26 protein-coding genes are annotated in these 26,935 nt (G+C 39.9%); 11 read left to right on the top strand and 15 right to left on the bottom strand.

What is annotated here, in order from left to right; translation table 11 throughout:
• Position 1: 1 nt before the first annotated feature.
• The 5 genes from tpiA to rlmE all read right to left on the bottom strand — a co-directional run bounded on the left by tpiA (position 2) and on the right by rlmE (position 5,793).
• Entirely contained in the window at positions 2-751 is a 750-nt protein-coding gene (gene tpiA / locus ACZ5WS_RS08040) for a triose-phosphate isomerase (RefSeq protein WP_178956385.1), read from the bottom strand.
• 72 nt (positions 752-823) lie between these two features.
• Positions 824-2,173 carry a phosphoglucosamine mutase gene (glmM, locus tag ACZ5WS_RS08035; RefSeq protein WP_178956386.1) on the bottom strand — a complete coding sequence of 450 codons (1,350 nt, stop codon included), beginning with the start codon at positions 2,171-2,173 and terminating at the stop codon, positions 824-826.
• On the bottom strand, positions 2,173-3,018 hold the full coding sequence (gene folP / locus ACZ5WS_RS08030; RefSeq protein ID WP_290169638.1) for a dihydropteroate synthase: 846 nt from the start codon (positions 3,016-3,018) through the stop codon (positions 2,173-2,175). Before folP ends, glmM begins: the two co-directional genes overlap by 1 nt.
• Before the next feature lie 105 nt (positions 3,019-3,123).
• Positions 3,124-5,106 carry an ATP-dependent zinc metalloprotease FtsH gene (ftsH, locus tag ACZ5WS_RS08025; protein ID WP_464707546.1) on the bottom strand — a complete coding sequence of 661 codons (1,983 nt, stop codon included), beginning with the start codon at positions 5,104-5,106 and terminating at the stop codon, positions 3,124-3,126.
• Positions 5,107-5,163: 57 nt separating this feature from the next.
• Positions 5,164-5,793, bottom strand: coding sequence for a 23S rRNA (uridine(2552)-2'-O)-methyltransferase RlmE (gene rlmE / locus ACZ5WS_RS08020; RefSeq protein WP_010388002.1), 630 nt, complete (start codon positions 5,791-5,793; stop codon positions 5,164-5,166).
• A gap of 88 nt (positions 5,794-5,881) precedes the next feature.
• On the opposite strand from rlmE, the gene yhbY reads away from it, so the two are divergent.
• Entirely contained in the window at positions 5,882-6,178 is a 297-nt protein-coding gene (gene yhbY, locus ACZ5WS_RS08015) for a ribosome assembly RNA-binding protein YhbY (RefSeq protein WP_008112687.1), read from the top strand.
• Positions 6,179-6,232: 54 nt separating this feature from the next.
• Here the strand turns inward: yhbY and ACZ5WS_RS08010 are convergent, their stop codons facing one another.
• Positions 6,233-6,724, bottom strand: coding sequence for a SixA phosphatase family protein (locus tag ACZ5WS_RS08010; RefSeq protein WP_464707541.1), 492 nt, complete (start codon positions 6,722-6,724; stop codon positions 6,233-6,235).
• Complete coding sequence (locus tag ACZ5WS_RS08005; protein ID WP_178956390.1) at positions 6,721-7,875, bottom strand: serine hydrolase domain-containing protein; 1,155 nt, start codon at positions 7,873-7,875, stop codon at positions 6,721-6,723. The genes ACZ5WS_RS08010 and ACZ5WS_RS08005 overlap by 4 nt, the downstream gene beginning before the upstream one ends.
• A 115-nt stretch (positions 7,876-7,990) precedes the next feature.
• Here ACZ5WS_RS08005 and ACZ5WS_RS08000 point away from each other — a divergent pair, with 115 nt between their 5' ends.
• The 6 genes from ACZ5WS_RS08000 to ACZ5WS_RS07975 all read left to right on the top strand — a co-directional run bounded on the left by ACZ5WS_RS08000 (position 7,991) and on the right by ACZ5WS_RS07975 (position 14,067).
• Positions 7,991-8,800, top strand: coding sequence for a hypothetical protein (locus ACZ5WS_RS08000; RefSeq protein WP_464707535.1), 810 nt, complete (start codon positions 7,991-7,993; stop codon positions 8,798-8,800).
• Positions 8,801-9,159: 359 nt separating this feature from the next.
• The gene (locus ACZ5WS_RS07995; protein ID WP_138605367.1) at positions 9,160-10,017 is read left to right on the top strand and encodes a MipA/OmpV family protein; all 858 of its coding nucleotides are present in this window, start codon (positions 9,160-9,162) and stop codon (positions 10,015-10,017) included.
• Entirely contained in the window at positions 10,007-10,393 is a 387-nt protein-coding gene (locus tag ACZ5WS_RS07990) for a DUF3019 domain-containing protein (protein WP_464707529.1), read from the top strand. The genes ACZ5WS_RS07995 and ACZ5WS_RS07990 overlap by 11 nt, the downstream gene beginning before the upstream one ends.
• A 41-nt stretch (positions 10,394-10,434) precedes the next feature.
• A complete protein-coding gene (locus ACZ5WS_RS07985; RefSeq protein ID WP_054201686.1) occupies positions 10,435-11,139 on the top strand; it encodes a response regulator in 705 nt (234 codons plus the stop codon).
• A gap of 85 nt (positions 11,140-11,224) precedes the next feature.
• Positions 11,225-12,514: a sensor histidine kinase gene (locus tag ACZ5WS_RS07980; RefSeq protein ID WP_138605365.1), complete on the top strand. Its 1,290-nt coding sequence runs from the start codon at positions 11,225-11,227 to the stop codon at positions 12,512-12,514.
• A 197-nt stretch (positions 12,515-12,711) separates the two neighbouring features.
• Complete coding sequence (locus ACZ5WS_RS07975) at positions 12,712-14,067, top strand: sodium-dependent transporter (protein ID WP_198523522.1); 1,356 nt, start codon at positions 12,712-12,714, stop codon at positions 14,065-14,067.
• Positions 14,068-14,113: 46 nt separating this feature from the next.
• Here ACZ5WS_RS07975 and ACZ5WS_RS07970 read toward each other — a convergent pair whose 3' ends face one another.
• Positions 14,114-14,557, bottom strand: a complete 444-nt coding sequence (locus ACZ5WS_RS07970) for a GNAT family N-acetyltransferase (RefSeq protein WP_138605363.1) — start codon at positions 14,555-14,557, stop codon at positions 14,114-14,116.
• A gap of 51 nt (positions 14,558-14,608) precedes the next feature.
• Positions 14,609-15,352 (bottom strand): sporulation protein, encoded by a 744-nt coding sequence (locus tag ACZ5WS_RS07965; protein WP_109874306.1) that lies wholly within the window; start codon positions 15,350-15,352, stop codon positions 14,609-14,611.
• Positions 15,353-15,662: 310 nt separating this feature from the next.
• On the opposite strand from ACZ5WS_RS07965, the gene ACZ5WS_RS07960 reads away from it, so the two are divergent.
• Complete coding sequence (locus ACZ5WS_RS07960; protein WP_010387989.1) at positions 15,663-17,234, top strand: cation:proton antiporter family protein; 1,572 nt, start codon at positions 15,663-15,665, stop codon at positions 17,232-17,234.
• A gap of 285 nt (positions 17,235-17,519) precedes the next feature.
• On the top strand, positions 17,520-17,741 hold the full coding sequence (locus tag ACZ5WS_RS07955) for a DUF3820 family protein (RefSeq protein WP_010387988.1): 222 nt from the start codon (positions 17,520-17,522) through the stop codon (positions 17,739-17,741).
• Positions 17,742-17,848: 107 nt separating this feature from the next.
• On the opposite strand, the gene ACZ5WS_RS07950 is transcribed toward ACZ5WS_RS07955, so the two are convergent.
• The 6 genes from ACZ5WS_RS07950 to ilvY all read right to left on the bottom strand — a co-directional run bounded on the left by ACZ5WS_RS07950 (position 17,849) and on the right by ilvY (position 23,190).
• Positions 17,849-19,084: an ATP-binding protein gene (locus tag ACZ5WS_RS07950; RefSeq protein WP_138605357.1), complete on the bottom strand. Its 1,236-nt coding sequence runs from the start codon at positions 19,082-19,084 to the stop codon at positions 17,849-17,851.
• A gap of 26 nt (positions 19,085-19,110) precedes the next feature.
• Positions 19,111-19,803, bottom strand: coding sequence for a response regulator (locus ACZ5WS_RS07945; protein ID WP_138605355.1), 693 nt, complete (start codon positions 19,801-19,803; stop codon positions 19,111-19,113).
• Positions 19,804-19,817: 14 nt separating this feature from the next.
• The gene (locus ACZ5WS_RS07940; protein ID WP_138605353.1) at positions 19,818-20,183 is read right to left on the bottom strand and encodes a DUF3019 domain-containing protein; all 366 of its coding nucleotides are present in this window, start codon (positions 20,181-20,183) and stop codon (positions 19,818-19,820) included.
• Between the two features lie 13 nt (positions 20,184-20,196).
• Positions 20,197-21,036, bottom strand: a complete 840-nt coding sequence (locus ACZ5WS_RS07935; protein ID WP_464707503.1) for a MipA/OmpV family protein — start codon at positions 21,034-21,036, stop codon at positions 20,197-20,199.
• Between the two features lie 111 nt (positions 21,037-21,147).
• Complete coding sequence (locus ACZ5WS_RS07930; RefSeq protein WP_464707500.1) at positions 21,148-22,194, bottom strand: GGDEF domain-containing protein; 1,047 nt, start codon at positions 22,192-22,194, stop codon at positions 21,148-21,150.
• A gap of 90 nt (positions 22,195-22,284) precedes the next feature.
• The gene (gene ilvY, locus ACZ5WS_RS07925) at positions 22,285-23,190 is read right to left on the bottom strand and encodes an HTH-type transcriptional activator IlvY (RefSeq protein ID WP_178956394.1); all 906 of its coding nucleotides are present in this window, start codon (positions 23,188-23,190) and stop codon (positions 22,285-22,287) included.
• 138 nt (positions 23,191-23,328) lie between these two features.
• On the opposite strand from ilvY, the gene ilvC reads away from it, so the two are divergent.
• Entirely contained in the window at positions 23,329-24,801 is a 1,473-nt protein-coding gene (gene ilvC, locus ACZ5WS_RS07920; RefSeq protein ID WP_198523526.1) for a ketol-acid reductoisomerase, read from the top strand.
• A gap of 161 nt (positions 24,802-24,962) precedes the next feature.
• On the top strand, positions 24,963-26,882 hold the full coding sequence (locus ACZ5WS_RS07915) for a methyl-accepting chemotaxis protein (protein WP_138605344.1): 1,920 nt from the start codon (positions 24,963-24,965) through the stop codon (positions 26,880-26,882).
• Positions 26,883-26,935 lie beyond the last annotated feature (53 nt).

Here is a 26,935-nt window from a genome sequence, read left to right as displayed (position 1 = left end):
CTTATACGGTCCCTTTTGCACTATTGCAGATAGCAGTGAATGATTCTGCTTTTAAACTGGCGCCACCAATTAGGCCGCCGTCTATATCTGTTTGTGCAAATAATAATTCGCTATTTTTTTCATTAACGCTACCACCATATAAGATGGTTAGCCCTTGTGCTAAATCGCTGTCTAGTGAAGCAATCTTGTCACGGATAAATTTGTGAACACTTTGTGCCTGTTCAGGCGATGCAGTCTTACCTGTGCCTATAGCCCAAACGGGCTCATATGCTATCACAGATTCTTTCAGTGCTGCTACACCTAATTTATTAATTACTGCGTCAATCTGCGCAGCAACTACCTGTTCTGTTTGCCCGTTTTCTTGCTCTATTTCGCTCTCTCCAACACATAAAATAGGCGTTAAACCTACTTGTTGTGCGCGAGCAAATTTTGCCGCTACGGTGTCGTTGCTTTCTTTATATATACTGCGGCGTTCTGAGTGACCAACCAGTACATATGTTGCACCTAATTGCTTAATTAGCTGGGCATCTACTTCACCAGTAAAGGCACCTGGCGTATTCTCTGAAACAGTTTGTGTCCCAGTAGTTACACCACTGGCGACCATTGCTGATATCAGTGGAAACGGAGGAAATAAAACAATGCTTACTTCAGAAGATTTAACATCGTTAATAGCATCAGACAGTTGTTCAACAAGTTCTAATGAACCATTCATTTTCCAGTTGCCCGCGACCATCGCCTTGCGTGTTGCCATTTTTCCACTCCACATTAGAAAGCGGGCGAGATATTAACTCGACTCGCCCAAAGTTACAAGAGGTTATTGTTATCAATCAGTTTGTTTGCTCATAGATTCGACAACCGCTGCTATTTTTTGTGCGCTATCGATAACTATTTTTTCTTGTTCTGCTTCAACCATCACTCGTACAACTGGTTCAGTACCTGACTTACGAAGTAATACACGGCCTTTATCTGCTAAGCTTTGCTCTACTTCAGCTACTGCAGCAAGTACTTCTGGTGCTTGAGTTGGATCGGTACCGGCAGTGTATCGCACGTTAATCATTTTCATTGGGTACTTAGTAAATCCAGCGCCTAAATCTTGAAGTGTACGGTTTTGAGCCACCATAGCAGCAAGCACTTGTAAGCTTGAAATAATGCCATCGCCAGTGCTAATTAAGTCTAAATTTAAAACATGGCCTGAGCTCTCACCACCAATTTTCCAACCTTTTTGCTGCAGTAGTTCCATCACATAACGGTCACCCACTTTGCTACGAGCAAAAGCAATATTTTTTGCTTTTAAGGCATTTTCAAGACCCATATTAGACATGACAGTACCAACAACCCCCCCTCCTAAGTTGTCATCTTGGGCAGCTTGGCAGGCAATAATGTAAACTAAATCATCACCATCAAATACGCGGCCATTGTGGTCTACCATCATTACACGGTCGCCATCGCCATCATAGGCAATACCTACATCCGCTTTATGCTCAAGTACTTTACGCTTTAGTGTATCTACGTGAGTTGCGCCACATTCATGGTTAATATTTACCCCATTAGGCTCACATGCATGGGTTATCACCTCAGCGCCTAGCTCTCGCATAACTGAAGGCGCTATGTGATACGTTGCACCGTTGGCACAATCTAGGACTATTTTAAGCCCCTCAAGTGATAAACCTTGTGGAAACTGACTTTTACAAAATTCAATATAGCGGCCATCAGCGCTTGATAGGCGTGTTGCTTTACCTAGCTTATCAGAGGCAACACATGTCATTGGTTCATCAAGCATGGATTCTATTTGCAGCTCTACAACATCATCTAGTTTTAAGCCTTGGCCATTAAAAAACTTAATGCCGTTATCGTAATAAGGATTATGAGATGCGCTAATCACAATACCCGCTTCTGCGCGAAACGTTTGCGCTAAATATGCAACGGCAGGCGTTGGCATAGGACCAAGCAAAATAACATCAATACCGGCTGCAATTAAACCAGACTCCAATGCAGTTTCAAGCATATAACCAGAAATACGAGTATCTTTACCAATAATGACTTTTTTTGTGCCATGTTGTGATAATACGCGCCCTGCAGCCCAGCCTAATTTCATTGCAAATTCTGGATTAATAGGCCCTTGCCCAACTAGACCACGCACACCGTCTGTGCCAAAATATTTTCTTTCTTGCATTAAAGTACTCCTTGTTTGCAGGCTTGATATACGCCAAGCACGTCTGCGGTTTCTTTTACATCATGCACACGAATAATATGCGCACCGTTTTGTGCTGCTATTAATGCGCCAGCTAAACTACCAGCTAATCTATTTTCTGTATCTCTGTTGAGTAAATTACCAATCATTGACTTACGTGATAAACCCGCCAGCAGCGGTAAGCCAAACTGGGCAAAGTCATTAAATTGAGACAATATTTGATAATTGTGTTTAAGTGTTTTTCCAAAGCCAAAACCAGGGTCTAATATTAATTGGCTTTGTCTTATACCTGCAGTTTCGCATGCAGCGATGCGCTGGTTAAAAAAGTCATTTATCTCGCTTGCTAAATCATTATAGTGAGGGTCGTTTTGCATACTTCGCGGTTGTCCTTGCATATGCATTAAGCACACGACCACGTCAGGATACTGAGCAACCACCTCTAATGCACCAGGTTCTTGTAATGCTCGCACATCATTAACAATATCCGCACCAGCTTCAATGGCTTGACGCATGACTTCGGATTTACTGGTATCGATTGAAATAACGCAATCACTTTGCTCACGTATAGCCTTAATAATCGGAATAACGCGCTGCAGTTCATCTTCAAGAGTGACATCCGGCGCTCCTGGACGTGTTGATTCACCGCCGATATCTAAAATAGTCGCGCCGTCATCAAGTAATTGCATTGCATGTTTGAGTGCAGCTGTAATATTAAAAAACTGGCCACCATCTGAAAATGAATCAGGGGTAACGTTTACTATTCCCATAATAATGGTTTCGCTGAGATCAAGCGCTCGACCACGTGCAAGGTTAATTTTATTATTCATCGCTAACCTTAATATGTGTTTGTTAAGTGTAATTTGAGTTAATTACAGCAAACTGATACAAAAAAGCCCCGAAATTCGGGGCTTTTGGATTTGTTATTTTAACGATTATTCAGCTTTATCATCAAGGTTTGTTTCATCTTTTTTAGATTCATCTTTTTTAGAGTCGTCGTTTTTAGATTCGCTAGTTGGTTTTTGTATTTCATCAACTGCTTTATCTTTAGAAACTTCTTCTTTTTCTGATTTAGCTTCATGTCGGTCATGCGCATCACGTGGTTCACGTACTGGCTGACGCGCCATTAAATCATCAATCTGTTTCGCATCGATAGTTTCATACTTCATCAGTGCATCTTTCATTGCGTGTAAAATATCAATGTTTTCTTTCAATATTGATTCTGCACGTTGATAGTTGCGGTCTGAGAACAAACGCACTTCTGCATCAATTACTTTGGCCGTTTCGTCCGACATGCTCATAGAACGACCACCGCCGCCACCCATGTACATTTCGTTTTGATCTTCAGCGTAAAGTAATGGACCTAGCTTTTCGCTTAAACCCCATTGTGTAACCATTTTGCGAGCAATGTCAGTTGCACGTTCGATATCGTTACTTGCACCGGTAGTTACTTTGTCTTCACCATAAATAATGGCTTCTGCAATACGGCCACCATAGAGGCTAGAAATCATAGACTCAAGCAGCTCTTTAGAGTGACTAACACGGTCTTGCTCTGGTAAATACATCGTCACACCCAGCGCACGGCCACGTGGTATAATAGATACTTTATAAACAGGATCGTGCTCAGGCACCATACGACCAACGATGGCATGGCCTGCTTCATGGTAAGCAGTCATTTCTTTTTCTTGCTCACTCATCACCATGGTCTTGCGTTCAGCACCCATCATGATTTTATCTTTTGCAGCGTCAAATTCAGCCATACTAACAACACGTTTATTACCACGTGCTGCATAAAGAGCCGCTTCATTCACTAAGTTAGCAAGATCAGCACCTGAGAAACCAGGTGTACCACGAGCAATCACTGCCGCTTCAACGTTATCACCTAACGGTACTTTACGCATGTGTACTTTTAGAATTTGCTCACGACCACGAATATCTGGTAAGCCAACCACAACTTGACGGTCAAAACGACCAGGGCGAAGTAATGCTGGATCTAGAACATCCGGACGGTTAGTCGCAGCAATAACAATAATACCTTCATTGCCTTCGAAGCCATCCATCTCAACTAGCATTTGGTTAAGTGTTTGCTCACGTTCATCGTGACCGCCACCCATACCTGCGCCACGTTTACGTCCTACTGCATCGATTTCATCGATGAAGATGATACAAGGCGCTGCTTTTTTAGCTTGTTCGAACATGTCACGTACACGTGATGCACCAACACCCACAAACATTTCAACAAAATCAGAACCTGAAATAGTAAAAAACGGTACTTTTGCTTCACCGGCAACCGCCTTAGCAAGTAATGTTTTACCTGTACCAGGAGGGCCAACCATAAGTACGCCCTTAGGAATACTACCGCCTAATTTTTGAAACTTAGAAGGGTCACGTAAAAAGTCCACCAGCTCGGTTACATCGTCTTTGGCTTCATCACAGCCAGCTACATCAGCAAAAGTCGTTTTGACTTGATCTTCACTCATTAAGCGGGCTTTACTCTTACCAAATGACATGGCGCCTTTGCCACCGCCACCTTGCATCTGACGCATGAAGAAAATCCACACACCAATTAGCAGAATCATAGGGAACCAAGAAATGAAAATACTTGCTAAAAACGATTGTTCCTCAGGTTTTACACCTTTGACATTTACATCGCTTTTTAACAAATCATTTAAAATATCTTTATCATAGATCGGCATAATCGTTTGAAAACGCTCGCCGCTATTTTTTATGCCAGTAATTGTGCCACTGCCACTTTCAATAGACACTTCTTGTATAGAGCCACTGCGGGCATCTTTAACAAATTGACTGTAACTTGTTTGACGATCAACTTGATCGCCGCCATTAAAGCTCTGAAATACTGACATAAGCACAACTGCAATAACCAGCCAGAGTATTAGATTTTTCGCCATATCGCTCAAGGGGTTAACCTCTTGTATCCAATTAATTTAAATTCAACTAAACGCCAAGCAACTGTACTACAGTTTGTATCCAGTCGCTACTATATATACTTCCCGAGAACGGGGACGCGAGGCATCCGGTTTACGTATCTTCACTGCTTTAAAACTATTACGTACATCTTGCAAATATTGATCAAAGCCTTCACCTTGGAATACTTTAACAATAAACGCGCCATTTTTCTTTAAAACTTGGTGGCACATATCAAGTGCAAGCTCAACCAAGTACATGCTACCCGCCTGATCAACCGAGTTATTACCACTCATGTTAGGTGCCATATCAGACAATACCACATCTACATTTTTACCATCAATGCGTTTTAACAATGCATCAAGTACGGCCTCTTCACGAAAGTCACCTTGTAAAAAGTCAACACCCGCTAATGAATCCATAGGTAAAATATCACACGCAACCACTTGGCCTTTGTCACCTACTTTTTCTGCTAAGTATTGTGACCAACTCCCTGGGGCTGCGCCTAAATCAACCACTGTCATTGCTGGACGCAATAACTTATCTCTGTTTTGGATTTCGTCTAATTTGAAAACAGCTCGAGAGCGCCAGCCTTTTTTTTGCGCTTCTTGAACATATTTATCATCAAAATGTTCTTTAAGCCAACGCTGTGAACTGGCTGACTGTTTTTTATTTGTCATAAATTAACACGCAACTAATTAGTAATATTCTCTAGATGGCGTTAGAATACCCTTAATTCAAGCCATATTCAGCAAAATTTGTAATATCATGACATTATCAAACAAACAAAAGCAGTTTTTAAAAGGTCAGGCACATAGCCTTAAGCCTGTAGTTTTACTAGGTTCTAACGGTTTAACCGAAGGCGTAGTAGTTGAAATCCAAAGCGCACTAGAAATTCACGAATTAATTAAAGTGAAAGTGCCAACTGACGATCGTGAAACAAAAAAGCTTATTTTTGATGCCATAGTTCGCGAAACAGGAGCTACCAAACTACAAACAATCGGCCATACGATTGTGCTTTACCGTCAAAGCCCTGAGAAAAAAATTCAGTTACCTCGCGGCTAACAATCCGTTATAAATGATACAAAAACCAGCCGTGGCTGGTTTTTTTATATATAATTAAAAATCCATTATTCGCAAGTTCGCTTTATAGCTGCCATGCTCAAGCCTAATAAGTGAGTAATAGTGCCCGAACTGCCCCTCATTCATATTTTCAATAGTTTGGTTACTCAATAACGAAGCCAATTGCGGTGTGGTATTACTATGCCCTACAACCACCACAACACCATTTTGTGCTAACAACTGATTTTTCAATGTCGTTAAATCAGCAGCATTATAAGTTATAACTTTAACATTAAAATACCTAGCTAAAGGCGCTGCAGTACTTAATGTTCGGTTATAGTTACTACTGTATAACGTAATGTCTGGATGGGCTTTAACTAGCGAAACCAAATGCTCAGCACGTACTTGCCCTCGCTCTGTTAAAAATGGATCATTGCCTGTTTGTTTTTCACTATGACGAAACAAATAAAGCTGTTCAGGCGCAGAAAAAGCAGGGTGGCACAGCAGTAATAGTAATACTGCCCATGCTGATTTTATCAATGTACTCATTGTTTTTTACCTCGTTTGTATGCCAATAAACGGTCTATGAACTCCGTAGTAAGCTCATTAATGAGCCCAGTTTCTGCATTTAAAATTAAACTAAACCCTACATTTAAGTGCGGAAAAACCACTAAGTCACTGCGGTAGCCTTGCACCCAACCACTGTGATAATAAAGCGTTTCATCATCATAGTCATACACACGCCAGCCTAGCCCATAGTAGGCTTCGTTCATGTGCTCTCGCCATACTCGTCTGTAGCGTTCTTTTTTAGTATGAGTATAAGGGCGTGTTTGCGTGGCCAATGCATCTAAGGATAATACCGATGGATATTGCCCTAATTGCGCATTTAACCAAATAGCCATATCTGACGCACTGGCGTTTACCCCTGCCGCGGGTGCAACTTTATAATAATTCTTTTTTAAGCGGGCGCTATACCAACGTTTTTTTCCACGCACGTGAGGGTGTGCATAGTTATTATCCTGCACCATGGCATCGTAACCCAAACTAGCATCATTCATTTCTAGGGGAGTAAAAAACGCCTCATTAAGCCACTGGGTATAGGTTTTGTTGGTACTTTTTAAAATTACGTCGTCTATTAAGCTAAACATTACATTTTGATAGCCATAGCAATCACCAGGGTCACAAATGGGTTTAACACTCAATAGTTTTTCAACAATGTCCTTATAACCCATCCGCGATTCGATTAAATTATCGTAAGCGTTAGGCACTAGACCACTAGAATGGCTTAAAATATGAAAAACTTTTAAATCATCTTTATAGCCAGTTTGCTTAAAATCCGGTAAATAATAACTAACAGGTAAATAAAGATTGAGCCGCTGTTCATTTGCGAGTTTAGCCGCTAACGACCCTGCAAATGTTTTCGATACGGAGGCTAAACGAAATCGAGTGTGCGGGTTGATTTTTTGCCCACCGCGCACCTTTGTATTGCCCATAGTATGGATGTAGTCACGCGCTTGTGAGTTGACAATGGATAGCGCCCCTCCTGGGATTTTTTTTATTTTTAGTTTTTTTTCTGTATAGCGTCCATAACTTTTAACAAATGCTTCCCAATCAGGATCTGTGCTTGCGCTCGCCTGTAAATGCGTCCCGATAAGGAGCACGGCAAAAAAGTAAAAGGGTAAGGTGTTAAAATACTTCATTCTTAGCTAATTTTTCTTTTTTAGTCATAATCAACCGTTATAATATCATGAACTTTTACTCGGACTAACGTACAATATGTCCGATTAATGGCTTTTGAGTGGATGTAAAATATTTATGCGTTTTTTAGTTGTATCACTTTTTATAATATCAGCGTCAGGTTGTGCTGTCGTTAAACAACCCGCAGAACCTTTAGTTATGCCTGCAAAGCCTATGCTCAAGAGCCAAACTTACCAGTTAAAGTATGAAGGTGAGCATGCTTCACCAAAAGTGAAGTCGGTGCAATTACCCGCCCACAACGTGAAAAAAAATCAAACTGTTAGAGTAATCGTAGACCGTGCAAGTGTTACCGACACTTTGGTCTCTCAAATAAGCCAAGCCTTAATTGATAAACAGCTTAAGGTGACCACTAGCGAGAATAGCGATTATACGTTAGCAATTCATCAAGTTGATCTTGAATTTATAGATGACGCTAAGTACACCCTAGCGCAACCAGAAAAACCATATTCATTATTTTCAAAAGTAGCCCAGCAATTTCCGTCCCAACAATGCGCCAATATATTAGCCCAAGTTAGTATGCGACTTACTCACAAAGCATCGGGCGATGTGGTGTGGTTTGCTAAATCATCAATTGATAGTGCAAGCTTCCATCGTGAACCCCTTGTTTATAGCTTTAGCGAAGAAAAGAAGATCACTAATGAGCTAGAAGTTGTTGCATTTATACATAAGCACAACACCGAACAGGCTCGCCTAAAACGAGCTGAGCTTAATAATGAAGTAACGGCCCCTGCGTATAAAACCATTACAAAATTAAGTCGTTTAACTAAATTAAATGGGCCATGTACACGCACCGAAATAAGTGCTCTAACACCTATGATGCAATTTTACTTAAGCAGTATTCTTATTGATAAAATTAAAGTTCAGTAGTTGTTAGGACGACCGCTACATTTTTTTACAGATTTAGCTAATAGTTTGACAATATACTAGGGTCTGTTGACCTTTCAAGGTTAAATTTGCAGCACTCTGTTTGGTATTTAGGCAAGGCAGAGCCTTTGTGGTGTGGTTGCTCCCCATAAATAGGCGATAACGCAGCATCAATGCCAAACAGACGCAGCCCGAAGGGTTCTGCCTAGGGGCGATTTACTCTTTGTTGCTCGGTTTTTACTTAGCCCACTAGGTTACAAACCTCGCGCCGCGATTAAATCGCCCCTAGTTTGAACAAATTTTAATCCGCAAAGGTCAACAGACCCTAGCCCCTTTAGCAAACTCTAATTAAGGTTCCAAGGATGACGTATACTTCTCTTAAACAGTCTTTTGGTTGTGCAGCCTTATTAGTTGCCGCTATTTTTAGTGCCCAAAGCAGCGCCAGTAATCGTTACTATGCCGATAACACTTTGGAACCCACCACTGGGTTTGCCTGGGATTGGAGCGCTGGCGCAGGTTATTACATTGAAGACTCTTATTTAGTTGGCATGAACTCCTATGATGTTGGTGCAGAACTAGATTTGAGTATTGCAGTTTCTTACGATAATTTTTATCTAGATTTTGACCATAATCAGCTCAGCGGTGGACTTGTTTTAGGCTATAGCTTAATTAACAAATATGATTGGGGTCTTGATTTATTAGGCACCAACATTCAAGCAGGTTTTGATGAACAAGGTTTAGGCTTTTATAACGACGGAATAATTGATCCACTGCGTGGTATAAAAAAGCGTAACTATGATTTTGACACCGGCCTTCGATTAACACGCCGATTTGAAAACTCACAAGTTTCATTTGAATATTTACATGATATAAGCGGTGCTCATAATGGTTGGGTTGCCAATGTGTTTTTCAGCCATATTCAACCTTGGCGCAATTGGGAGTTTCGCTCCGGTATTGGCTTAAGTGCCTACTCTGCTGATTTTACAAACTATTACTTTGGTATTGATAGCGATGAAGCAAACGCAGCACGCCCTATTTATAGTACCGATGCCAGTACCAGTATTATGTTTGAATTTCATGCCGAATACCCCATCAATCAAGATTGGGTATTTTTAGCAGGCTGGTTAACCACTTGGTTTTCAAAAGAAATTGATGACAGCCCAATTATTTCCCAAGGATATCAACACAAAGCCAAGGTAGGCCTGCGTTATGTACTTTAGATTTTTTTACTGTTTGTTGTTTACATATTCGGGCTCTTTGCTTGCAGCCACTACACAACCACCCAGTGAACTTATTGCTGTTCCCGATACCTGTGTAGCCTTACGTGAAGGGCGTCAATGTTATGCCGATGTTGTCTTATCGTGGCAGCAACCAGAGGTAGGAAATTATTGTTTACGCGATGCGACTTCAAAATACATTATGCAGTGCTGGCTTAAACAGCGACAAGGCTCACTTAATTACGCCTTTGATTCAACCCAGAGCATTTCATTTGAGCTGTTTGATAGTAATACATCACAAGTGATTGCTGTAAGCGAAGTTAAACTACAATGGGTGTATCAAAATAGACAAAAAAAGCGGCGCTGGCGGTTATTTTAGCCACACACTATAAACATCATTCAGGTATACGAAGAAAGCTTATGGATAATTACGGTACTATTCTACTGGTTGAAGATGATATCTCTCTTGCACAATGGGTAACTGAGTATTTAACTGAGCAAGGCTATATTGTGCATGTATGTCATCGCGGTGATGAAGTTATAAGCCAAGTAAAGCATTTAAACCCACAACTTATTTTACTCGATATTATGTTACCAGGTCTTGATGGTATCAGTGTATGCCGTGAGTTACGTAGCTTTTATCAAGCCCCTATAATTATGCTCACCGCACGAGATGAAGAAATGGATGAGGTCATTGGGCTTGAAGTCGGTGCCACAGATTACATTATAAAACCTGTTCGCCCTCGTGCACTGCTTGCTCGTATTAAGTCGGCTTTACGCTACAGCAGCGACACGCCTAAAACTGATGCTCAAGAGAGCATGATCAATATTGGTCAATTAAGTATTAATACCGAATCTCGTAACGTTACACTCAACCAGCAAGATGTGAATATTTCAAGCGCAGAGTATTTATTACTGCATTATTTAGCGAGCAACGCTGGGCAAGTTGTATCACGTGATGCGGTGTTTAAAGCAACCAAAGGCAGGGAGTATGACGGCCTAGATAGAAGCGTTGATGTGCTTATTTCTGCTTTGCGTAAAAAGTTTAATGATGATCCGCAAAAACCAGAAAAAATAAAAACTATTTGGGGGCGTGGTTATTTGTTTGTGACTACAGCGTGGTAAGTTTTAATGCCTGAGCGCTTAAATAATAAGCGCGACAATAATAAAAGTCACTTCAATACACCCAGCCTATTATGGAATAGCATCAATGAAAAAGTTTTATATTTCACTACTAGGCAGTGCGCTGCTTTCAATTATTGTTTTAGGTTGGCTTATTGATGCATTTAGCCAACAAGCACATGCACCTTTGGATGAGTTTAGTGTACAAAGCCAGATTATTGTCGGGTTAAGTAAACAGCTCACAGCTATAAAGCCACAGGCACGACCAGAACAGGTAACTAAGTTAGCCAAAGATTTTAACCTGACTCTTAACTACAAATTAAATCAGTCGCTAGCATTACCATCAGCGCTATTAGATAAAATGCAAACTCAAGGCGGGTTAATACTCGAGGACGAGCAAGGCTTTTACATGCTCTACACTAATGATGCATTAAGCCCTTACCATTTAACCATGCGTTTAGATAAGCCTTACGAGAGCACACAGCGAAACGACATAATTTTAACTTTGTTATTTTATACTGGCTTATGTGTTTTTATGGGTTTTATTATTACCCCTTTAGCAAAACGTCTTACAGTATTAAATGATGCGGCAAAACAGTTCGCATCCGGTAATGTTAAAGCCCGAATTAAGCCCTCTCGCTTTACCTATATTAAAGATGTGGAACTGACCTTTAACCGCATGGCAAGCCAAATTGAAAAGTTAGTAGCTGAAAATAAACTGATGGCCTCAAGCCTGTCCCATGATATAAGAACCCCAATAGCATGCTTACGCTTTGGTGTTGACGCTGCACTTGATAGCCATGATGAGAGCAAAATAAAGCATTACCTAACCCGTATGGAAACCGATTTGGATCATATGGAGTCAATGTTAAAAAGCTACTTAGCATTTGCTACTTTGGAACAAAATGCCAATAAACTCACTTACTCATCAGCAAACCTTAAACAATATCTAAGTGACATTGTGCTGCAGCTTGAACCAAGAATAACCGCACGTTCGCTTAATATTTCTTTAGAATGTGATGATCATACTATTTTTGCTGACTTACATTGGCTAGCAAGAGCGATCGCTAACTTAATTAATAATGCCTGCGATTTTGCACATCATCACATTAAAGTAACCGCCTCGCTACAAGAGCACACTCTAGTGATCAGCATTGCCGATGATGGCCCAGGCATAGCTCAAGAAAACAATCAAAAAGTATTTAGCCCGTTCTTCCGTGAGCGCAGCCACCGTAATCGCAGTGACAACAGTTACGGGTTAGGATTGGCTATCGTTGCCAAAGTAGCCGATTGGCATCATGGTTCAATAGAAGTGAGTAAAAGTGAGCACCTTGGTGGGGCCTGCTTTACACTTACGATTGCGCGGTTTAGATATTAATTAAACAAGTACCATCCGTTCTAACTAACGCAATATAATTAAAGAAATCGTGCTATTTATAATCAAAAAATGCACGTGTTATTTATATCTGAAAATAAAACGCAATAATTGTGCGACTAAGTCAAATAAGCACTTTTTATTTTTTTACAATTCCAGTAGATTGTCACGGCGTCGAAAAAATAGAGAAGCAAAATAATATGAGTGCAGTAAGAGGTGAGTTTAGCTCCCGCTTTGGTTTTATAATGGCTGCGGCAGGATCTGCTGTTGGGCTTGGTAATATTTGGGGTTTCCCGACACAAACAGCAAGTAATGGCGGGGCTGCCTTTTTAGTCGCTTACTTAGTACTGGCCTTCTTTTTAGCCTATCCTGCTTTAATGGCAGAGCTGATGATAGGTCGTCATGGACAAGCTAATGCGGTTTCTTCACTAACTAAATTAACCACTAAACCTTGGCAAAAGCAGTTTGCATTTGCTGTTGGCTTTGGCGGGATTTTATGTGCAGGCTTTATACTAAGCTTTTATGCGATTGTTGCTGGTTGGATGTTAAGTGCAACTTTAGAGCCGGTTACTACTCTCATAGGCGCAGATGCGGCATCTTCTTGGTTAAGTGAACAGTCACTTACACGTAACATTCTTTTTACTGTGGTATTTATTATTTTAACCGTTGCTATTATCAGCCGCGGTGTTGAAAATGGTATTGAAAAATGGTCAAAACGTTTAATGCCTGCTTTGCTCGGTATTTTGTTTGCCTTAATTGCCTATGTAATGACTCAAGAAGGCGCTGTTGAGGGATTAAAAGCTTACCTAGTCCCTGACTTTTCTTCTATTTTTGATCCCACCTTATTAGTCAGTGCACTAGGACAGGCCTTCTTTTCATTGTCACTGGGTACCAGTGTAATGATTATCTATGGCTCATATATCAGTAAAAAAGAAAACCTCGTCTCTTTGGGGGCTTATGTTACGCTTATTGATGTATTCATCGCATTTGTAGCAGGCTTACTGATTATCCCCGCGATGTATGTTGCACAAGCCCAAGGTGTTGAAATATTCTCGTCAACAACAGGTAAACTGCTTTCAGAAGACACCTTAGTATTTCAGGTTTTACCCGCCTTATTTGATGGCATGGGTGGTGTGGGTTTATTTGTTGGCTTTGCTTTTTTTGCATTAATGAGTATTGCCGCTCTAACCTCGTCAATTTCAATGCTTGAAGCGCCGGTATCGTACACTGTAGAGCGCTTTGCAATGAAGCGTGTGCAAGCCACATGGTTAATAGGTGCTTTAATTGCCATAGTTAGTATTACCATAGTGTGCAACTTAGGCACGTTATTTGGTTTAGTGATCACCTTAACAACTAAAGTCGCGCAACCTTTATTAGGACTTATGTGTTGTATTTTTGTAGGGTGGATCTGGTATAGGTCATCACTGCTCAAAGCAATCCAGCAAGGTAACCCTGAAGTACATAACACCTTATTTTGGAAAGTATGGCCTTGGTACACTAAATTTGTATGCCCTATCGCAATTAGCTTAGTATTTTTACATTCTTTACTTAGCTAGTAAAATAAAGGCCCACTAATGTGGGCCTTTATTTATTAAGAATTATCTACTGCTTTAAAATCATATCTTGATGGGGTATGCCATCTTCTAAGTACTCCTCCCCAACACACTCAAAACCAAATGAGCGATAAAAATTCAGTAGGTAGGTTTGTGCGCCTATATAAATATCACGAGTAGGCCACTGAGTTCTACAACAGGCAATAGCCTGGCTAACTAATTCTTTGCCTAAACCAGAGCTGCGCTGTGATTGAGCAACTAAAACACGCCCTATCGCACTATAATGTGCATCTTTCTCATAACAACGAGCATAGGCATTTACTGTTTGCCTATTGAGTGAATACAAATGGCGAGTAGCATCTGCAATATCCACATCATCAAGTTCGGGGTAAGGACACGCTTGTTCTACAACAAATACGTCAACACGTTCACGCATTATTGCAAACAGGGTTTGGGAGTCGAGCGCAGAGAATGGCTCACATTTAAACGCCATTTAAACACCTTTTATTATTACAGGGCCTTACTAAAAGGCCCCATAATCTTATTAAGCAAATAATCGCTCTAACTGATCACATAACTGAGATAAGTTAACATGATCATGCTCGATAGTTAAATCGACATAACCGTCACTTCTAAATGCTCTGTCTAACTCAATCAGTACATGCGTTTTATGCGCTTCAGGAATAAACGACAGTTCAATTTCCTTTATGCCAAATAAGCTGCGACTATTTGGTTGATATTCAAGCTCTTGATAACACCCAGACACAGATTGAAAAGTAGAAGCACGTAAATGGCCTTGCTCTACATCTGCTTTAACTAAACTAAATCCTAGCTTCTCCATTGCTTGCATACAGGTTTTAACTGCTTCATTCGGATAGATGTGCAAATGGTCTTTATCTGTTGGATCAAGCGCAAGGTCAATATCAAGCCCTGTTTCTAACCACACATAAGACTGGTTATAACCGGCATTAATTTCAGTAATTGGTGTTTCTGAATGCAAACGGGCTTCAAACGGGATAGTTTTAACTTCACCAGGCTCAACAGTACCAATGTCAGTTATGCGCCATTGATCAATAACATGATTAGTAAAGTAATCACCGTCTTCACTGGCTACTTTAACCCGAGTAACTAACATTAAATCTAAACCCGCAATTTCTTGACTTACATCACCTGCACTAATAACAATTTGTGCATTGAATAGTTGGCCAGGCTGAAGATGCTCGGTTTCTAAAATAGTATCCACCTTGGCGGCACCAATGCCTACCGATGCTAAAATCTTTTTAAACATATTTTCTCCTTAAGCTAAGCAATACACTTGTTTGCTTACACTTAAACTCCTTCGTTATGGCATCTTAACCACATTTAAAAGCGCTTGTCAGCGAAAAACTGCTATTTACATGCTGTTTACCATAAAACCAGCCATTTATGTGTGTTTTTTGTACTTCACAGCCGCCTTTATGCATACATAAAGGTGTTTTAGCAATCAGGTGATAAATACTCACTATCAGCCAATTAGCAGTAGGAAATAAGTAGATAAATTGTCAATAAGCATTGTTTTTCGCTACACTACAATGCCAAGTGCAGTGATACTAATAACTATGGAACTAATTTATTTTGCTACCGCCTTCGTCTGCGGTTTTGGTATATATCAGCTAAAATTACCGCCGCTTATCGGCTTTCTTATGGCCGGATTTATTCTTAATTTAGCGGGTTACAAAAGCACGGAGCTACTCGAAACGATTGCCTCTTTAGGGGTCACACTGCTACTTTTTAGTATTGGCCTCAAACTAAAAATTGCTAACCTTATAAAACCACAAGTGTGGGCTCCTGCCACCATACATATTATTTTAAGTAGCGCATTGTTTAGTGGCTTCATGTTGCTGCTTGGTGTATTCGCACTGCCATTATTTGTCGATTTAAGCTGGCAAAGTGCATTGTTAGTCGGCTTTGCTCTGAGCTTTTCCAGTACGGTATTTGCTGTAAAAGTACTTGAAGAACGCGGTGAAATGGCAAGTTTGCACGGTAAAATAGCCATTGGTATTTTGGTTATGCAAGATATATTTGCAGTCATATTCTTAGCGGTCAGTACAGGTAAAGTACCGAACATTTGGGCTTTAGGGTTAATTGTTGCACTACCTTTGTTTCGCCCAATTATGTACTGGGTTTTAAACCGCTCTAAACACGGTGAGTTGCTGCCGCTATTTGGCTTTTTCTTTGCATTGGTAGCTGGGTACAATGCCTTTGAATTCGCAGGATTAAAAGGTGATTTAGGCGCATTGATCATTGGCATGATGTTCGCCCCTCACAAAAAAGCAGGTGAGCTGTCTAAATCGCTGCTTAGCCTTAAAGATATATTACTGGTTGGCTTTTTCTTAAGTATTGGTTTAAGCGCAGAACTTACTGCCCACTCTTTAGTCGTTGCTTTAATTTTAGTATTGGTTATTCCTGTTAAAACGCTGCTTTATTACATACTAACTAACTTATTTAAACTGCGTGCTCGTACTTCTTTACTCACCGCATTTAGTTTGGCTAACTTTAGTGAGTTTGGCTTAATTGTTTGTGCAGTTGCTGCATCTAGCGGCATGGTTACCTCTGAATGGCTCGCGGTTATCGCGATTGCCGTATCAATTACATTTGTGATTGCCTCCCCTTTAAATAAACGCTCTAACGAGCTGTACGTTAAAATTGAACGCCTCTTATTGAAGTTTGAAAGCAAGACCCGTTTAGCAGAAGAGCTTCCTGTAAACTTAAATGATACGAAAATAGTGATCTTTGGTATGGGTAGAATTGGCACTGGTGCCTATGAAACAATAAACGCAACTCACCCTGATGTAGTTGCAGGTATTGATATTAAACCTGAGGTGGTCGATAAACATATTAAACGTGGACGCAGAGTATTAATTGCCGATGCCACCGACCCTGATTTTTGGCAGCGCGTTAATCACTCTCATGTGGAAATGGTTATGTTAACTATGCCTAAGCATATGCAAAATATTTTTGCTTTAGAGCAATTACAAGCATCAGGCTATAAAGGGCAAGTAACTGCGATTGCTAACTACCCCGATCAGCAAAAAGAATTAGAAGATATGGGAATAGATTCTACTTATAACTTTTATTTAGAGGCTGGTAGCGGTTTTGCGGAGCATGTAAAGCAAACCTTGTTTCCGTAATCGGGCTTAGATGCAAATAGATTGCATTTACATTCCTTTACATCTGAGTATTTTATTGGTGAAAAAATCAGGTAAAATGTCTGTGTTGGTTGAATAAAGCTAATACCTAAGTTTGTGTTTTATAAAAGACAAATAACGGACCCCTTGCTTTTAAGTGACCAATAAGATTCTCAAATTAGAGGGCCTACTCCCTCTATCAATAGGCTGTTACTTGCCCGTTACAGCCTATTTTATTTCCTTAAAATCCCTTACACTTACCCCCATTATTTATAAAAGATGCCAGTAATGGATCCTCAACAACTAAAAGTAGCGATTAACACCATTATGCCATTTGGCAAGTATGCGGGACGCCCTTTACTTTTGCTGCCTGAGCCATATTTAGTGTGGTTTAAACAACAAGGCTTTCCTGATAGCAAGCTTGGCTCTCAGCTCGCAATGATGTACGAAGTGAAGCTTAATGGCTTAGAGCAAATGCTGATGCCATTACTAGAAAAAAATAGTAAATAAAATAGAACTTTTCTATAAATGGTCTGTCTATCTATTTGCTACTTGTTGATTTTTTGGTTTTAAACCGCAAAAAAGCGCCTTTATGGCGCTTTTTTATTGTTTGGGATTTAGTTGTCGAGGGTGATAATAAACTTAACCCCACCCAGTGGTGAGTCTTCAATCTTACACTGCCCTTTATGCCAGCTAATAATTTTATTTACAATTGCTAGCCCTAATCCAAACCCACCGGTTTTTTTATCACGGCTTTTATCTAAACGGGTAAAAGGTTTAAACACTTTCTCACGTTCAGCATCCGCAATACCTGGGCCATCATCTTCAATAACCAGAAATAACTTTTCGGCGTTGGCAGTTAAACTAATATGCACAGTTTGCGTAGCATGTTTTAGTGCGTTACTAATTAAATTTTGTAGCACTCGCGACATAAAATGACTATCACATACGTAAATGAATTGACTCGGTAGCGTTGTTGTTAATTTAATAGGGGTATCAAAACTTACTTTTTCGATATTGGCTTTAATTAATGCAACGATATCACAAGGAGCCAATTGTAAGCTTGGTTGCTGTGTATCTAAACGAGCGTATTCCAACATTTCTGATACCAAGGATTCCAGCTCATGAATATCCATTTGCATATCAGATAAATAGTGCTGTGCTTTGATGTCCTGAGTTTTATCCTCTAACATCGCGATTGCAAACTTCAAACGCGCTAATGGTGTTCTAAACTCATGTGACACTGATGAGGTCAGTTCCTGTTGAGCACTCAATAAAAACTCAATCCGCTGCTGCATTACTTGCAACGTATCAGTGATGGGTAAAAAAAATGATTTAGAGCGGTCGCTTAATTGAAAATCTTGCGCGCCTCCGACGGCTTCACAGGCTTGGCTGAGCTTAGCAAAGTCTCGCCATAACAATAAGCTCCATAACCCTATCGGTAAGCTAATAATAAATAGCACCAATAAATAAGGTATTACGGTCCCAGTGTTTTTAGCTTTGACACCTACAGGACCTACTTGTAACAACTGAGAATTATTTAAAGTAACATACCAAACAATACGTTGCTGCTTATCATACAAGTAAAGGTAATTATTTTGAGCTAATTGTAATTGCTGCTCAGGAGGGAGAACTAAATCTTGCTGAGAGATAACTTGACTATCAAAATTATGCTTTAGCTGTTCAAGACCATCTGCCGTTTGAGAGAGCAGCCATAATGACTGCCCAAATTCATCATCTAACAAAACATGTTGCTCAGATTCATCATACGGCCAAAGCTGCTCTATAACACCACTGGCAATAAACAAAGAGGCAATAATATACACGTAAAGGCTTATAAATAGCTTCCCCATTAACCTAGCCTAATACCTTGCATTAATTACATGTCCCACGCATCTGATACAAATAAATAGCCTTGCCCCCACACCGTTTTAATACGGTATGGCTTATCACTATTATCACCAAGCTTCTTACGAATTCGAGATACACGTACATCAACGGTTCTATCGAGCCCGTCGTACTCACGTCCAATCATATGTTGGTGCACATGTTCTCGGCTGAGTACTTCTCCTGCATTTGAAGCTAATAACCACAGTAATTCAAACTCATGTGAGGTCAATACGATTTCTACACCGCTTAACTTTACAATACGACTGGTTTTATCTATTGATAAATCACCAAACTTAAGCTCCTCAATGGCTCTTACGCTAGGCTGTCCACGTCGCAATAATGCACTAATTCGAGCCAACAACACGCGCGGCTCCGCAGGTTTAATAACGTAATCGTCAGCCCCGAGCTCTAGGCCAATAACTTGGTCAAAATCTTCGCCCTTTGCAGTAAGCATTAAAATAGGTAAGGTGTATTTGTCGCGCACTTGGCGGCACACGCTAAAGCCATCTTTACCTGGCAGCATCACATCTAGAATGATTAAATCAACATCGTTTTCACTCAGGTAAGGAAACACTTCGTCTCCGCGATCTAATACGTCAACTTCTAAGCCATTATGCTCAAGATAGTCTTTGGTTAATTGTTGCAACCCTAGGTCATCTTCAACAAGTAATATCTTTGGCATTTATTGCTCCTAAATTAAAAAAAGCTCCAAGGTGAGCGTAGCCGATGTTTCTTCTTCGCGTATGCAGTTTGCACTTCTACTTGCACACTCGCTAATGATACACCTGTAAGGGGATTAATCAGGGAGTATATGGTCTCCACCTGAACACGCGCTTTATAACTAAGTTGCCCTTTTTTTACCCCTTGCCAACATTTCAATTGAGTATCTTGCTGGTATAAACACACATCGATTGGCTCAGGCAATTGCCACTTAAATTTTAACTCAAGATCACAGAACTCTTGTTGTTCGGAAACCACACAGACTTTGGGTGATACGTTAAGTGAAGGGGCTTTTGCAACACTTGGGTTGCTAAAAAATGAAGCTGCAAACACAACCAACATAAAACACTTCATATTAAAATGTATGTTCGAATCCTATAAAGGCGGTCATTGAATAGTCATGTTCAAATAGCGGGCTACTATCCATTGCTGAATAGTCATAATATGCTAAATGAAAACGAAGTGCGTTGGCTTTACCTACCGGCCAACGGGCGTCGATTTTAGCATAAGGTTGCCAGCTACTACCAACTTCTATTTTACCATATGAAAATTCTGCGCTGTTTAAGCCATAAAAGTAATTATTTAGTTTGGCTGATTTGTAGTTAACGCCTAACGTCGATTTAAGTTCTAACAACTTAAGATCAAAATGGTATTGCCATTGTAATGATCCTCTGTAGCTATTATAAACACTATTTACATCATGCAATAATTGCGCAGAAAATACCTGTTGTTGTTTTACAAAAACATAACTGACGCCAGCATCCAGTACTACTCGTCTTTTTTGAATATTATTAATATTAATCTGGCGCGGAGATTCAACATCTTGTGATTCTAATATTTCGTTATTAGACATTGTTGTGAGCGGGAATATATTTTGCGGGTGCCAATCAATAAAAAACCGTGATTCTGGGTTAATCTCAGACACAAAGCTAATGTTATGCGTATGACTTTGTATAAAAGAGTAGCCTAAACGACCGTTATCAAAAAACCAATTTTGGCCATAATAAGCCACTTGTGGGACAACCACTAAAGGAATATTGTCTGCTCCATATAAAGGATTACTGATCACCCCTACCCCTAAGCTGACACTCATTTTAAGTTCATCAGTAGTGATATTTTGCTGCGTCTGAGCAATCGCATTAGCGCTAAACAACACCAATAAAATGCATATTTTTATTCTCAGATGTAACGCCATGGAGTTATTCACTAGTTTATAAAGTGGCTTTGACCCTATAGTAGCAAGTAGTATAAGTACAAGCTCTAGAAGGTTACAATCATTAACAAATTTGATACAAACGGAACACGTTTACAAATTGGCGGCTATTTCAACTCGATTTCGACCATGAGTTTTAGCTAAATAAAGTGCTCTATCGGCCTTTTCTACTAACAAACAGCTCTTACTAAAGGGCTCCATTAAAGCAATACCAAAACTTGCTGAGATATTACGTTTATTATTGCTATCTTCTTTTTTACGAATGGTTAATTTAGCAATACTCAAACGCAACTGATTACAAAATGTCATCGCATCATTAATGCTATCAAAGTAACCCGTAATACAAAATTCTTCACCACCGTAACGATAAGCATTATATTGTTCTTGCACACTATTTTGCACTTTTTGGGCAACAAGCTTGAGAACCTCATCACCTTTTTGATGGCCAAAATCATCATTAAAACGCTTGAAGTGATCAATATCTAACATTATTAACACGGCTATCTTAGCTTGCTCATCTTGTGAAGATGCATGAAGGCAAAACTCAACTATATCGGTATCAAATTTACCGCGATTTAATAACCCCGTTAGCGAATCTTTATCAACCGCTTCTTGAGTCATAGTGAGGGCTTCTTTTAAATCTTTAATCTCATTATATGCTTGCGCTAATTTAGTTTGGAAGCCGCGAGCATAATCTTGCATTGCAATTGATTCGTCTGTTAAACGCTCTACACAAGAGAGAATTTCATTAAATGAGTTTATACTAGAGAGTGTTTTTAACTCATTTTGTGAGTCAACTAACGAGGTGGTAAAACTTTTTGAATATTGAATAGAATCACTCAAATCAAACTGTACTTGCTCTACCGTATTATGAAATCTTTCAGACATTTGTTGGAAAAACGCTAACTCTTCATCATTTATATATTTATCGAATATTTCCTGTGCACTTTGAGCAGAACAAGTATTGTGCTGACCGATAACTCTATCAAGCTCTGTATTTAGTTGTGGATTATCGCCCTGTACATAGCAATACCAAATTGCATAATTAATCGGCGTTACCGCCATTTTGTACTTCACCATAAGCGGAATGGCTTTTTTTAAACACTGGGCAGAATGAGCAAGTGAGGCAGTATTATCCATAATCGAAACTCTCAGACATCACAACAAAGATGTTAATAAACACATAAGTATTAGCGGTTTATATTAACAGTTTTTTATCATTCAACAAGCCTATATTATGTTTTCCCCCATATTTTGAGCAATATTCCACAGCGCACTAATCGCAGGATCATTTAATTCTTTGTGTAATACCGCCAAGCCAATTTTAAACCCTTGTGGGGGCTCATCTTTACTATCCAAAATCTGAACTTTATCGTTTAAAGGGCTATTATCGAGAACAATTTTTGGGATCATGGCCACACCTAAGCCCAAACTCACCATAGATACCATAGCCTCATGCCCAGCGACTTGTGCATAGATTTTTCCTTGCACGTTACTTTTTCGCCACCACTGCTCTAACCTTTGTCGTGAAAACCCTTGTTCAGCAACAATAAATTCAAGCTCTGACCAATCAATAGTCTCGCTGTTATTAGCTAGTTTTTCTGTGATCGGACATTGAATAGTGGGCGCAATTAATACCAGTGGCGAATAACCAATATCTACAAATGCAATTTGTGCAGGTAATTTACTGGGCCTAGCTGCAATAGCCATGGATTCGTGACCGTCTAATACACGATTTATTGCCAGAGCAGGGTCGCCCGTATTTAAGGTGATTTCAATATGCTGATGCTGAGCCCTGAGCTGCTCCAAAATATGATGCAAAAAACTATAAGATGCAGTAACAGAGCAATAAAGGCTCACATTGCCATAAATATGTTGTTGCGGTTCGTTTAAATTGGCCTTAAAACGCTGCCAATTACTGAGCGTTGCACTAGCATACTCCTTAAATGCAACGCCTTCGCGAGTAAGTTTGACACTGCGATTATCTCGCTGGAACAGCATCACCCCTACTTCATCTTCTAACTGCTTAATATTACGACTTAAAGTAGGCGCACTTATGTGGCACAACTCACTGGCACGAGAAAAATGAAGCGTTTTTGCCAACGCCAAAAAGTAATGTAAATGCTTATGATCCATAACAACACCAGTATTTCAAATTATGAAATACTTTAATTCAAATATATCATTTTACGCAAGAAGATATTTTTCATATGGTTATTCCAAGCAAAGCAAATGCAATGCATCTAACAAATTGAATTAATAGGAACCTTAATCATGGCAAATTATTTTAATAGCTTACCTTTACGTGAACAATTGGCGCAACTGGCACAATGTGAGTTTATGGGGGCAGACGAATTTAACGATGGTGTTGCTGCACTCAAAGGTAAAAAGTTAGTGATTGTAGGCTGTGGCGCACAGGGCTTAAATCAAGGCTTAAATTTACGTGATTCGGGTTTAAATGTAGCCTATACACTGCGTGAATCAGCGATTGCTGAGCGTCGTCAGTCATTCTTAAATGCATCGGAAAATGGCTTTAAAGTGGGAACATATGAAGAATTAATCCCAACAGCCGATGTAGTACTTAACTTAACACCTGATAAGCAACACACTGCGGTTGTTAATGCCATTATGCCATTAATGAAACACGGCTCAACGCTTGCTTACTCACATGGCTTTAATATTGTTGAAGAAGGCATGCAAGTTCGTGAAGACATTACCGTTATTATGGTTGCTCCAAAATGTCCGGGGTCAGAAGTACGTGAAGAGTATAAACGCGGCTTTGGTGTACCGACACTCATTGCGGTTCATCCAGAGAACGATCCTCAGGGTCATGGCTTGGCACAAGCAAAAGCCTATGCCGCAGGTACAGGTGGTCATCGTGCGGGAGTACTTAAATCATCGTTTATTGCTGAGGTTAAGTCTGACTTAATGGGTGAGCAAACCATTCTGTGCGGCATGCTACAAACTGGCTCTATTCTATGTTTTGATAAAATGATTGATAAAGGCGTTGATGCTGGTTATGCCTCAAAGCTAATTCAATATGGCTGGGAAGTGATCACAGAAGCACTTAAGTATGGCGGCGTTACCAATATGCTTGACCGTCTGTCAAACCCTGCCAAAGTAAAAGCGTTTGAATTAAGTGAGCAGCTAAAAGTAATCATGCGTCCACTGTATAACAAACATCAAGATGACATTATCGATGGCACATTTTCACGAGTAATGATGGAAGACTGGGCAAATGATGACGCTAACTTATTAAAGTGGCGTGCTGAAACTGCAGAAACTCATTTTGAAAAAACCCCAGCGAGTGATGTAGAAATTACTGAGCAAGAATTTTTTGATAACGGCATTTTAATGGTAGCCATGGTTAAAGCTGGCGTAGAGCTGGCATTTGAAACCATGACTGCAGCCGGTATTATTGAAGAATCTGCCTATTATGAGTCATTGCATGAAACGCCGTTAATTGCTAACACCATTGCACGTAAAAAGCTGTTTGAAATGAATCGTACTATTTCCGATACGGCAGAGTATGGCTGTTACTTATACAACCATGCATGTTTGCCACTACTACAAGAGTTTATGCAAGATATTGATACCGATGTTATTGGCAGAGGCTTAAATGAGCAAAGTAACCAAGTAGATAATCAAACATTGATTCAAATAAATACCGCACTGCGTGAACACCCTGTTGAAAAAGTGGGTGCTAAATTACGCGGTTATATGTCGGCAATGAAAAAAATAGTGTAACTCTATAACCCTAGAACTTTCAATTGTTAGAAGCTAAGCCCATTTGCTTTTTGCTGTGGGCTTTTTTTATTTAAATGTAAATTATTCATCAATAGCCGAAAATAAATAATGTGCTAGAATAATCGCCTCATTGCCTCAGTTGTAAATATATAAGCACTACCATGACGATACAAAATCTCTCTATTACTCAAAAAATAACAGCGCTTGGAAGCATTATTGCTATTTGTGTTGCTGTATTAATTGGTTTGACGTCTTTGCATAACTCAAAGAATATTATTGAGCAACGCATGATCGAATCAGAACTGCCAAGTAAGCTGCAAACAATCAGTAATCATATTGGTGGGGAGATCAATGAACTTTTAGGCGCAGCACAGCAGCTTTCTGCCAATACCTTTATTTTAGATTGGGCAAACTCTGGCAACACCAACGATGCGTTGTTACTAAAAGAACTCAATCGTTTGGTTGAGCAATATGACCTTGCCACCGCTTCGTGGGCTAATAAAAACACCGCGCAATATTGGAACCAAGATGGCTTTTTACGTGTTTTAAAAAATGATGCTGCAGATGGTTGGTTTTTTGCTTTTACTCAATCTAAACAACCTTATTCAATCAGTATTTATCAGGAATCTGCAAACGATGTAAAAATGTTTGTTAATCATCAGCAGCTTAATGGATTCGGCTTAGCGGGATTAGCAAAAAGCATTACTGATATGCAAAAACTGCTACAGCAGTTTAAAATTGAACAGTCAGGGTTTGTATTTATTGCCGATAAAAATGGCTTAATTCAGCTACATAAAGATGCAGCTAAAGTCGCTAAGGTTAATATAGATAGTATTTACAGTGCTAATATTCATCACAAATTACTTGATGAAAACGGTTTTGCTTTAGAAGAAGTAAATATTAACGGACAAGCCACGCTGATTGCTGCCACACCAATTAAAAACACCGACTTATTTGTGTTAGCTCAAGTACCAAAAAGTGAAGTATTCGCAAGTGTAAACACCCTAGAGTGGCAAATATTCACATTCACTATCATGACAGCACTTATCGCAAGTGTGATCAGTTACTTGTTAGCTCGCTCTTTAGCCTCACCGTTATCAAAAATGGCAGAGTTGTTTTCTCGTTTAGGTCGAGGTGATGCTAATTTAGCGTATCGTCTACCCACATCACCTCAACCTGAACTCAATAATTTGACGTCGGGCTTTAATCAGTTTATTGAAAAGATAGAAACCGCCATTGTGCAAGTAGCTGATGAAAGCCATGGTATTCGTCAAAGCTCTGATCATGTCTTTGCACAAGCAAAACAAAACTCGTTAGCGCTGGATAAACAAAAAGAGCAAACTATTTCGGTTGCTGCAGCGATTAATGAAATGGGCGCTACCGTGCAAGAAATAGCACAAAGTGCAGCGAATGCAGCTAAGTTAACTAACGATAGCCGCGATAATACCAAACAAAGCCATCAACAAGTACTACAAAGCCAAACGACAATATCAGCTCTTGCCAGCGATATTGATGGTATTACCGAGCAAGTTGCACTGCTTTCTAAAAAGACCATAGATATTGCCAGTATTGTAGATTCAATTAGAGGGATTTCAGAGCAGACCAACTTACTTGCACTTAATGCAGCCATTGAATCTGCACGTGCAGGTGAGCATGGTCGTGGTTTTGCAGTCGTTGCAGATGAAGTAAGAGCTCTGGCGAATCGTACGTCGCAATCAACCACTGAAATTCAATCAATGATTGAAGAGCTTACTCAAATTTCAGATGATGTTGTAAATGATATCAGCCAATCGAAAGGTAAAGCCCAACAAAGCGTCAGCGCAATGCAAAGCTCGGTTGAGTTGCTTAATACGATTACTGAAACAGCGAATGAAATTAACGACATGGCAACTCTAATTGCCACAGCCACCGAGCAGCAAAGTAGCGTTGTAAATGATGTCGGTCGAAGTATTGAGCAAATTAGTGAGATCAGTGATAAATCAATGAGTGAACAAATCAACACCGAACAAGCAATTCGCGATTTAGCCACCAGTGCACAAACACTTGATGCGCTAGTAGCCACGTTTAATCAGCAGCGTTAAACAGTTTGTTACATTAAAAAATAACCTCTGTATGAAATAACCACTATACTTGA

The sequence above is a fragment of the Pseudoalteromonas sp. 11L1 genome (genome assembly GCF_055397545.1).
Note: the sequence above shows the minus strand (reverse complement) of the source record. Positions and strands in the feature narration are given on the sequence as shown.

What these genes read in the sequence shown, in the direction of transcription:
- tpiA (WP_178956385.1), bottom strand. Translation starts at nt 751, where the DNA reads ATGGCAACACGCAAGGCGATGGTCGCGGGCAACTGGAAAATGAATGGT.
- glmM (WP_178956386.1), bottom strand. Translation starts at nt 2,173, where the DNA reads ATGCAAGAAAGAAAATATTTTGGCACAGACGGTGTGCGTGGTCTAGTT.
- folP (WP_290169638.1), bottom strand. Translation starts at nt 3,018, where the DNA reads ATGAATAATAAAATTAACCTTGCACGTGGTCGAGCGCTTGATCTCAGC.
- rlmE (WP_010388002.1), bottom strand. Translation starts at nt 5,793, where the DNA reads ATGACAAATAAAAAACAGTCAGCCAGTTCACAGCGTTGGCTTAAAGAA.
- yhbY (WP_008112687.1), top strand. Translation starts at nt 5,882, where the DNA reads ATGACATTATCAAACAAACAAAAGCAGTTTTTAAAAGGTCAGGCACAT.
- ACZ5WS_RS08010 (WP_464707541.1), bottom strand. Translation starts at nt 6,724, where the DNA reads ATGAGTACATTGATAAAATCAGCATGGGCAGTATTACTATTACTGCTG.
- ACZ5WS_RS08005 (WP_178956390.1), bottom strand. Translation starts at nt 7,875, where the DNA reads ATGAAGTATTTTAACACCTTACCCTTTTACTTTTTTGCCGTGCTCCTT.
- ACZ5WS_RS08000 (WP_464707535.1), top strand. Translation starts at nt 7,991, where the DNA reads ATGCGTTTTTTAGTTGTATCACTTTTTATAATATCAGCGTCAGGTTGT.
- ACZ5WS_RS07995 (WP_138605367.1), top strand. Translation starts at nt 9,160, where the DNA reads ATGACGTATACTTCTCTTAAACAGTCTTTTGGTTGTGCAGCCTTATTA.
- ACZ5WS_RS07990 (WP_464707529.1), top strand. Translation starts at nt 10,007, where the DNA reads ATGTACTTTAGATTTTTTTACTGTTTGTTGTTTACATATTCGGGCTCT.
- ACZ5WS_RS07985 (WP_054201686.1), top strand. Translation starts at nt 10,435, where the DNA reads ATGGATAATTACGGTACTATTCTACTGGTTGAAGATGATATCTCTCTT.
- ACZ5WS_RS07980 (WP_138605365.1), top strand. Translation starts at nt 11,225, where the DNA reads ATGAAAAAGTTTTATATTTCACTACTAGGCAGTGCGCTGCTTTCAATT.
- ACZ5WS_RS07975 (WP_198523522.1), top strand. Translation starts at nt 12,712, where the DNA reads ATGAGTGCAGTAAGAGGTGAGTTTAGCTCCCGCTTTGGTTTTATAATG.
- ACZ5WS_RS07970 (WP_138605363.1), bottom strand. Translation starts at nt 14,557, where the DNA reads ATGGCGTTTAAATGTGAGCCATTCTCTGCGCTCGACTCCCAAACCCTG.
- ACZ5WS_RS07965 (WP_109874306.1), bottom strand. Translation starts at nt 15,352, where the DNA reads ATGTTTAAAAAGATTTTAGCATCGGTAGGCATTGGTGCCGCCAAGGTG.
- ACZ5WS_RS07960 (WP_010387989.1), top strand. Translation starts at nt 15,663, where the DNA reads ATGGAACTAATTTATTTTGCTACCGCCTTCGTCTGCGGTTTTGGTATA.
- ACZ5WS_RS07955 (WP_010387988.1), top strand. Translation starts at nt 17,520, where the DNA reads ATGGATCCTCAACAACTAAAAGTAGCGATTAACACCATTATGCCATTT.
- ACZ5WS_RS07950 (WP_138605357.1), bottom strand. Translation starts at nt 19,084, where the DNA reads ATGGGGAAGCTATTTATAAGCCTTTACGTGTATATTATTGCCTCTTTG.
- ACZ5WS_RS07945 (WP_138605355.1), bottom strand. Translation starts at nt 19,803, where the DNA reads ATGCCAAAGATATTACTTGTTGAAGATGACCTAGGGTTGCAACAATTA.
- ACZ5WS_RS07940 (WP_138605353.1), bottom strand. Translation starts at nt 20,183, where the DNA reads ATGTTGGTTGTGTTTGCAGCTTCATTTTTTAGCAACCCAAGTGTTGCA.
- ACZ5WS_RS07935 (WP_464707503.1), bottom strand. Translation starts at nt 21,036, where the DNA reads ATGGCGTTACATCTGAGAATAAAAATATGCATTTTATTGGTGTTGTTT.
- ACZ5WS_RS07930 (WP_464707500.1), bottom strand. Translation starts at nt 22,194, where the DNA reads ATGGATAATACTGCCTCACTTGCTCATTCTGCCCAGTGTTTAAAAAAA.
- ilvY (WP_178956394.1), bottom strand. Translation starts at nt 23,190, where the DNA reads ATGGATCATAAGCATTTACATTACTTTTTGGCGTTGGCAAAAACGCTT.
- ilvC (WP_198523526.1), top strand. Translation starts at nt 23,329, where the DNA reads ATGGCAAATTATTTTAATAGCTTACCTTTACGTGAACAATTGGCGCAA.
- ACZ5WS_RS07915 (WP_138605344.1), top strand. Translation starts at nt 24,963, where the DNA reads ATGACGATACAAAATCTCTCTATTACTCAAAAAATAACAGCGCTTGGA.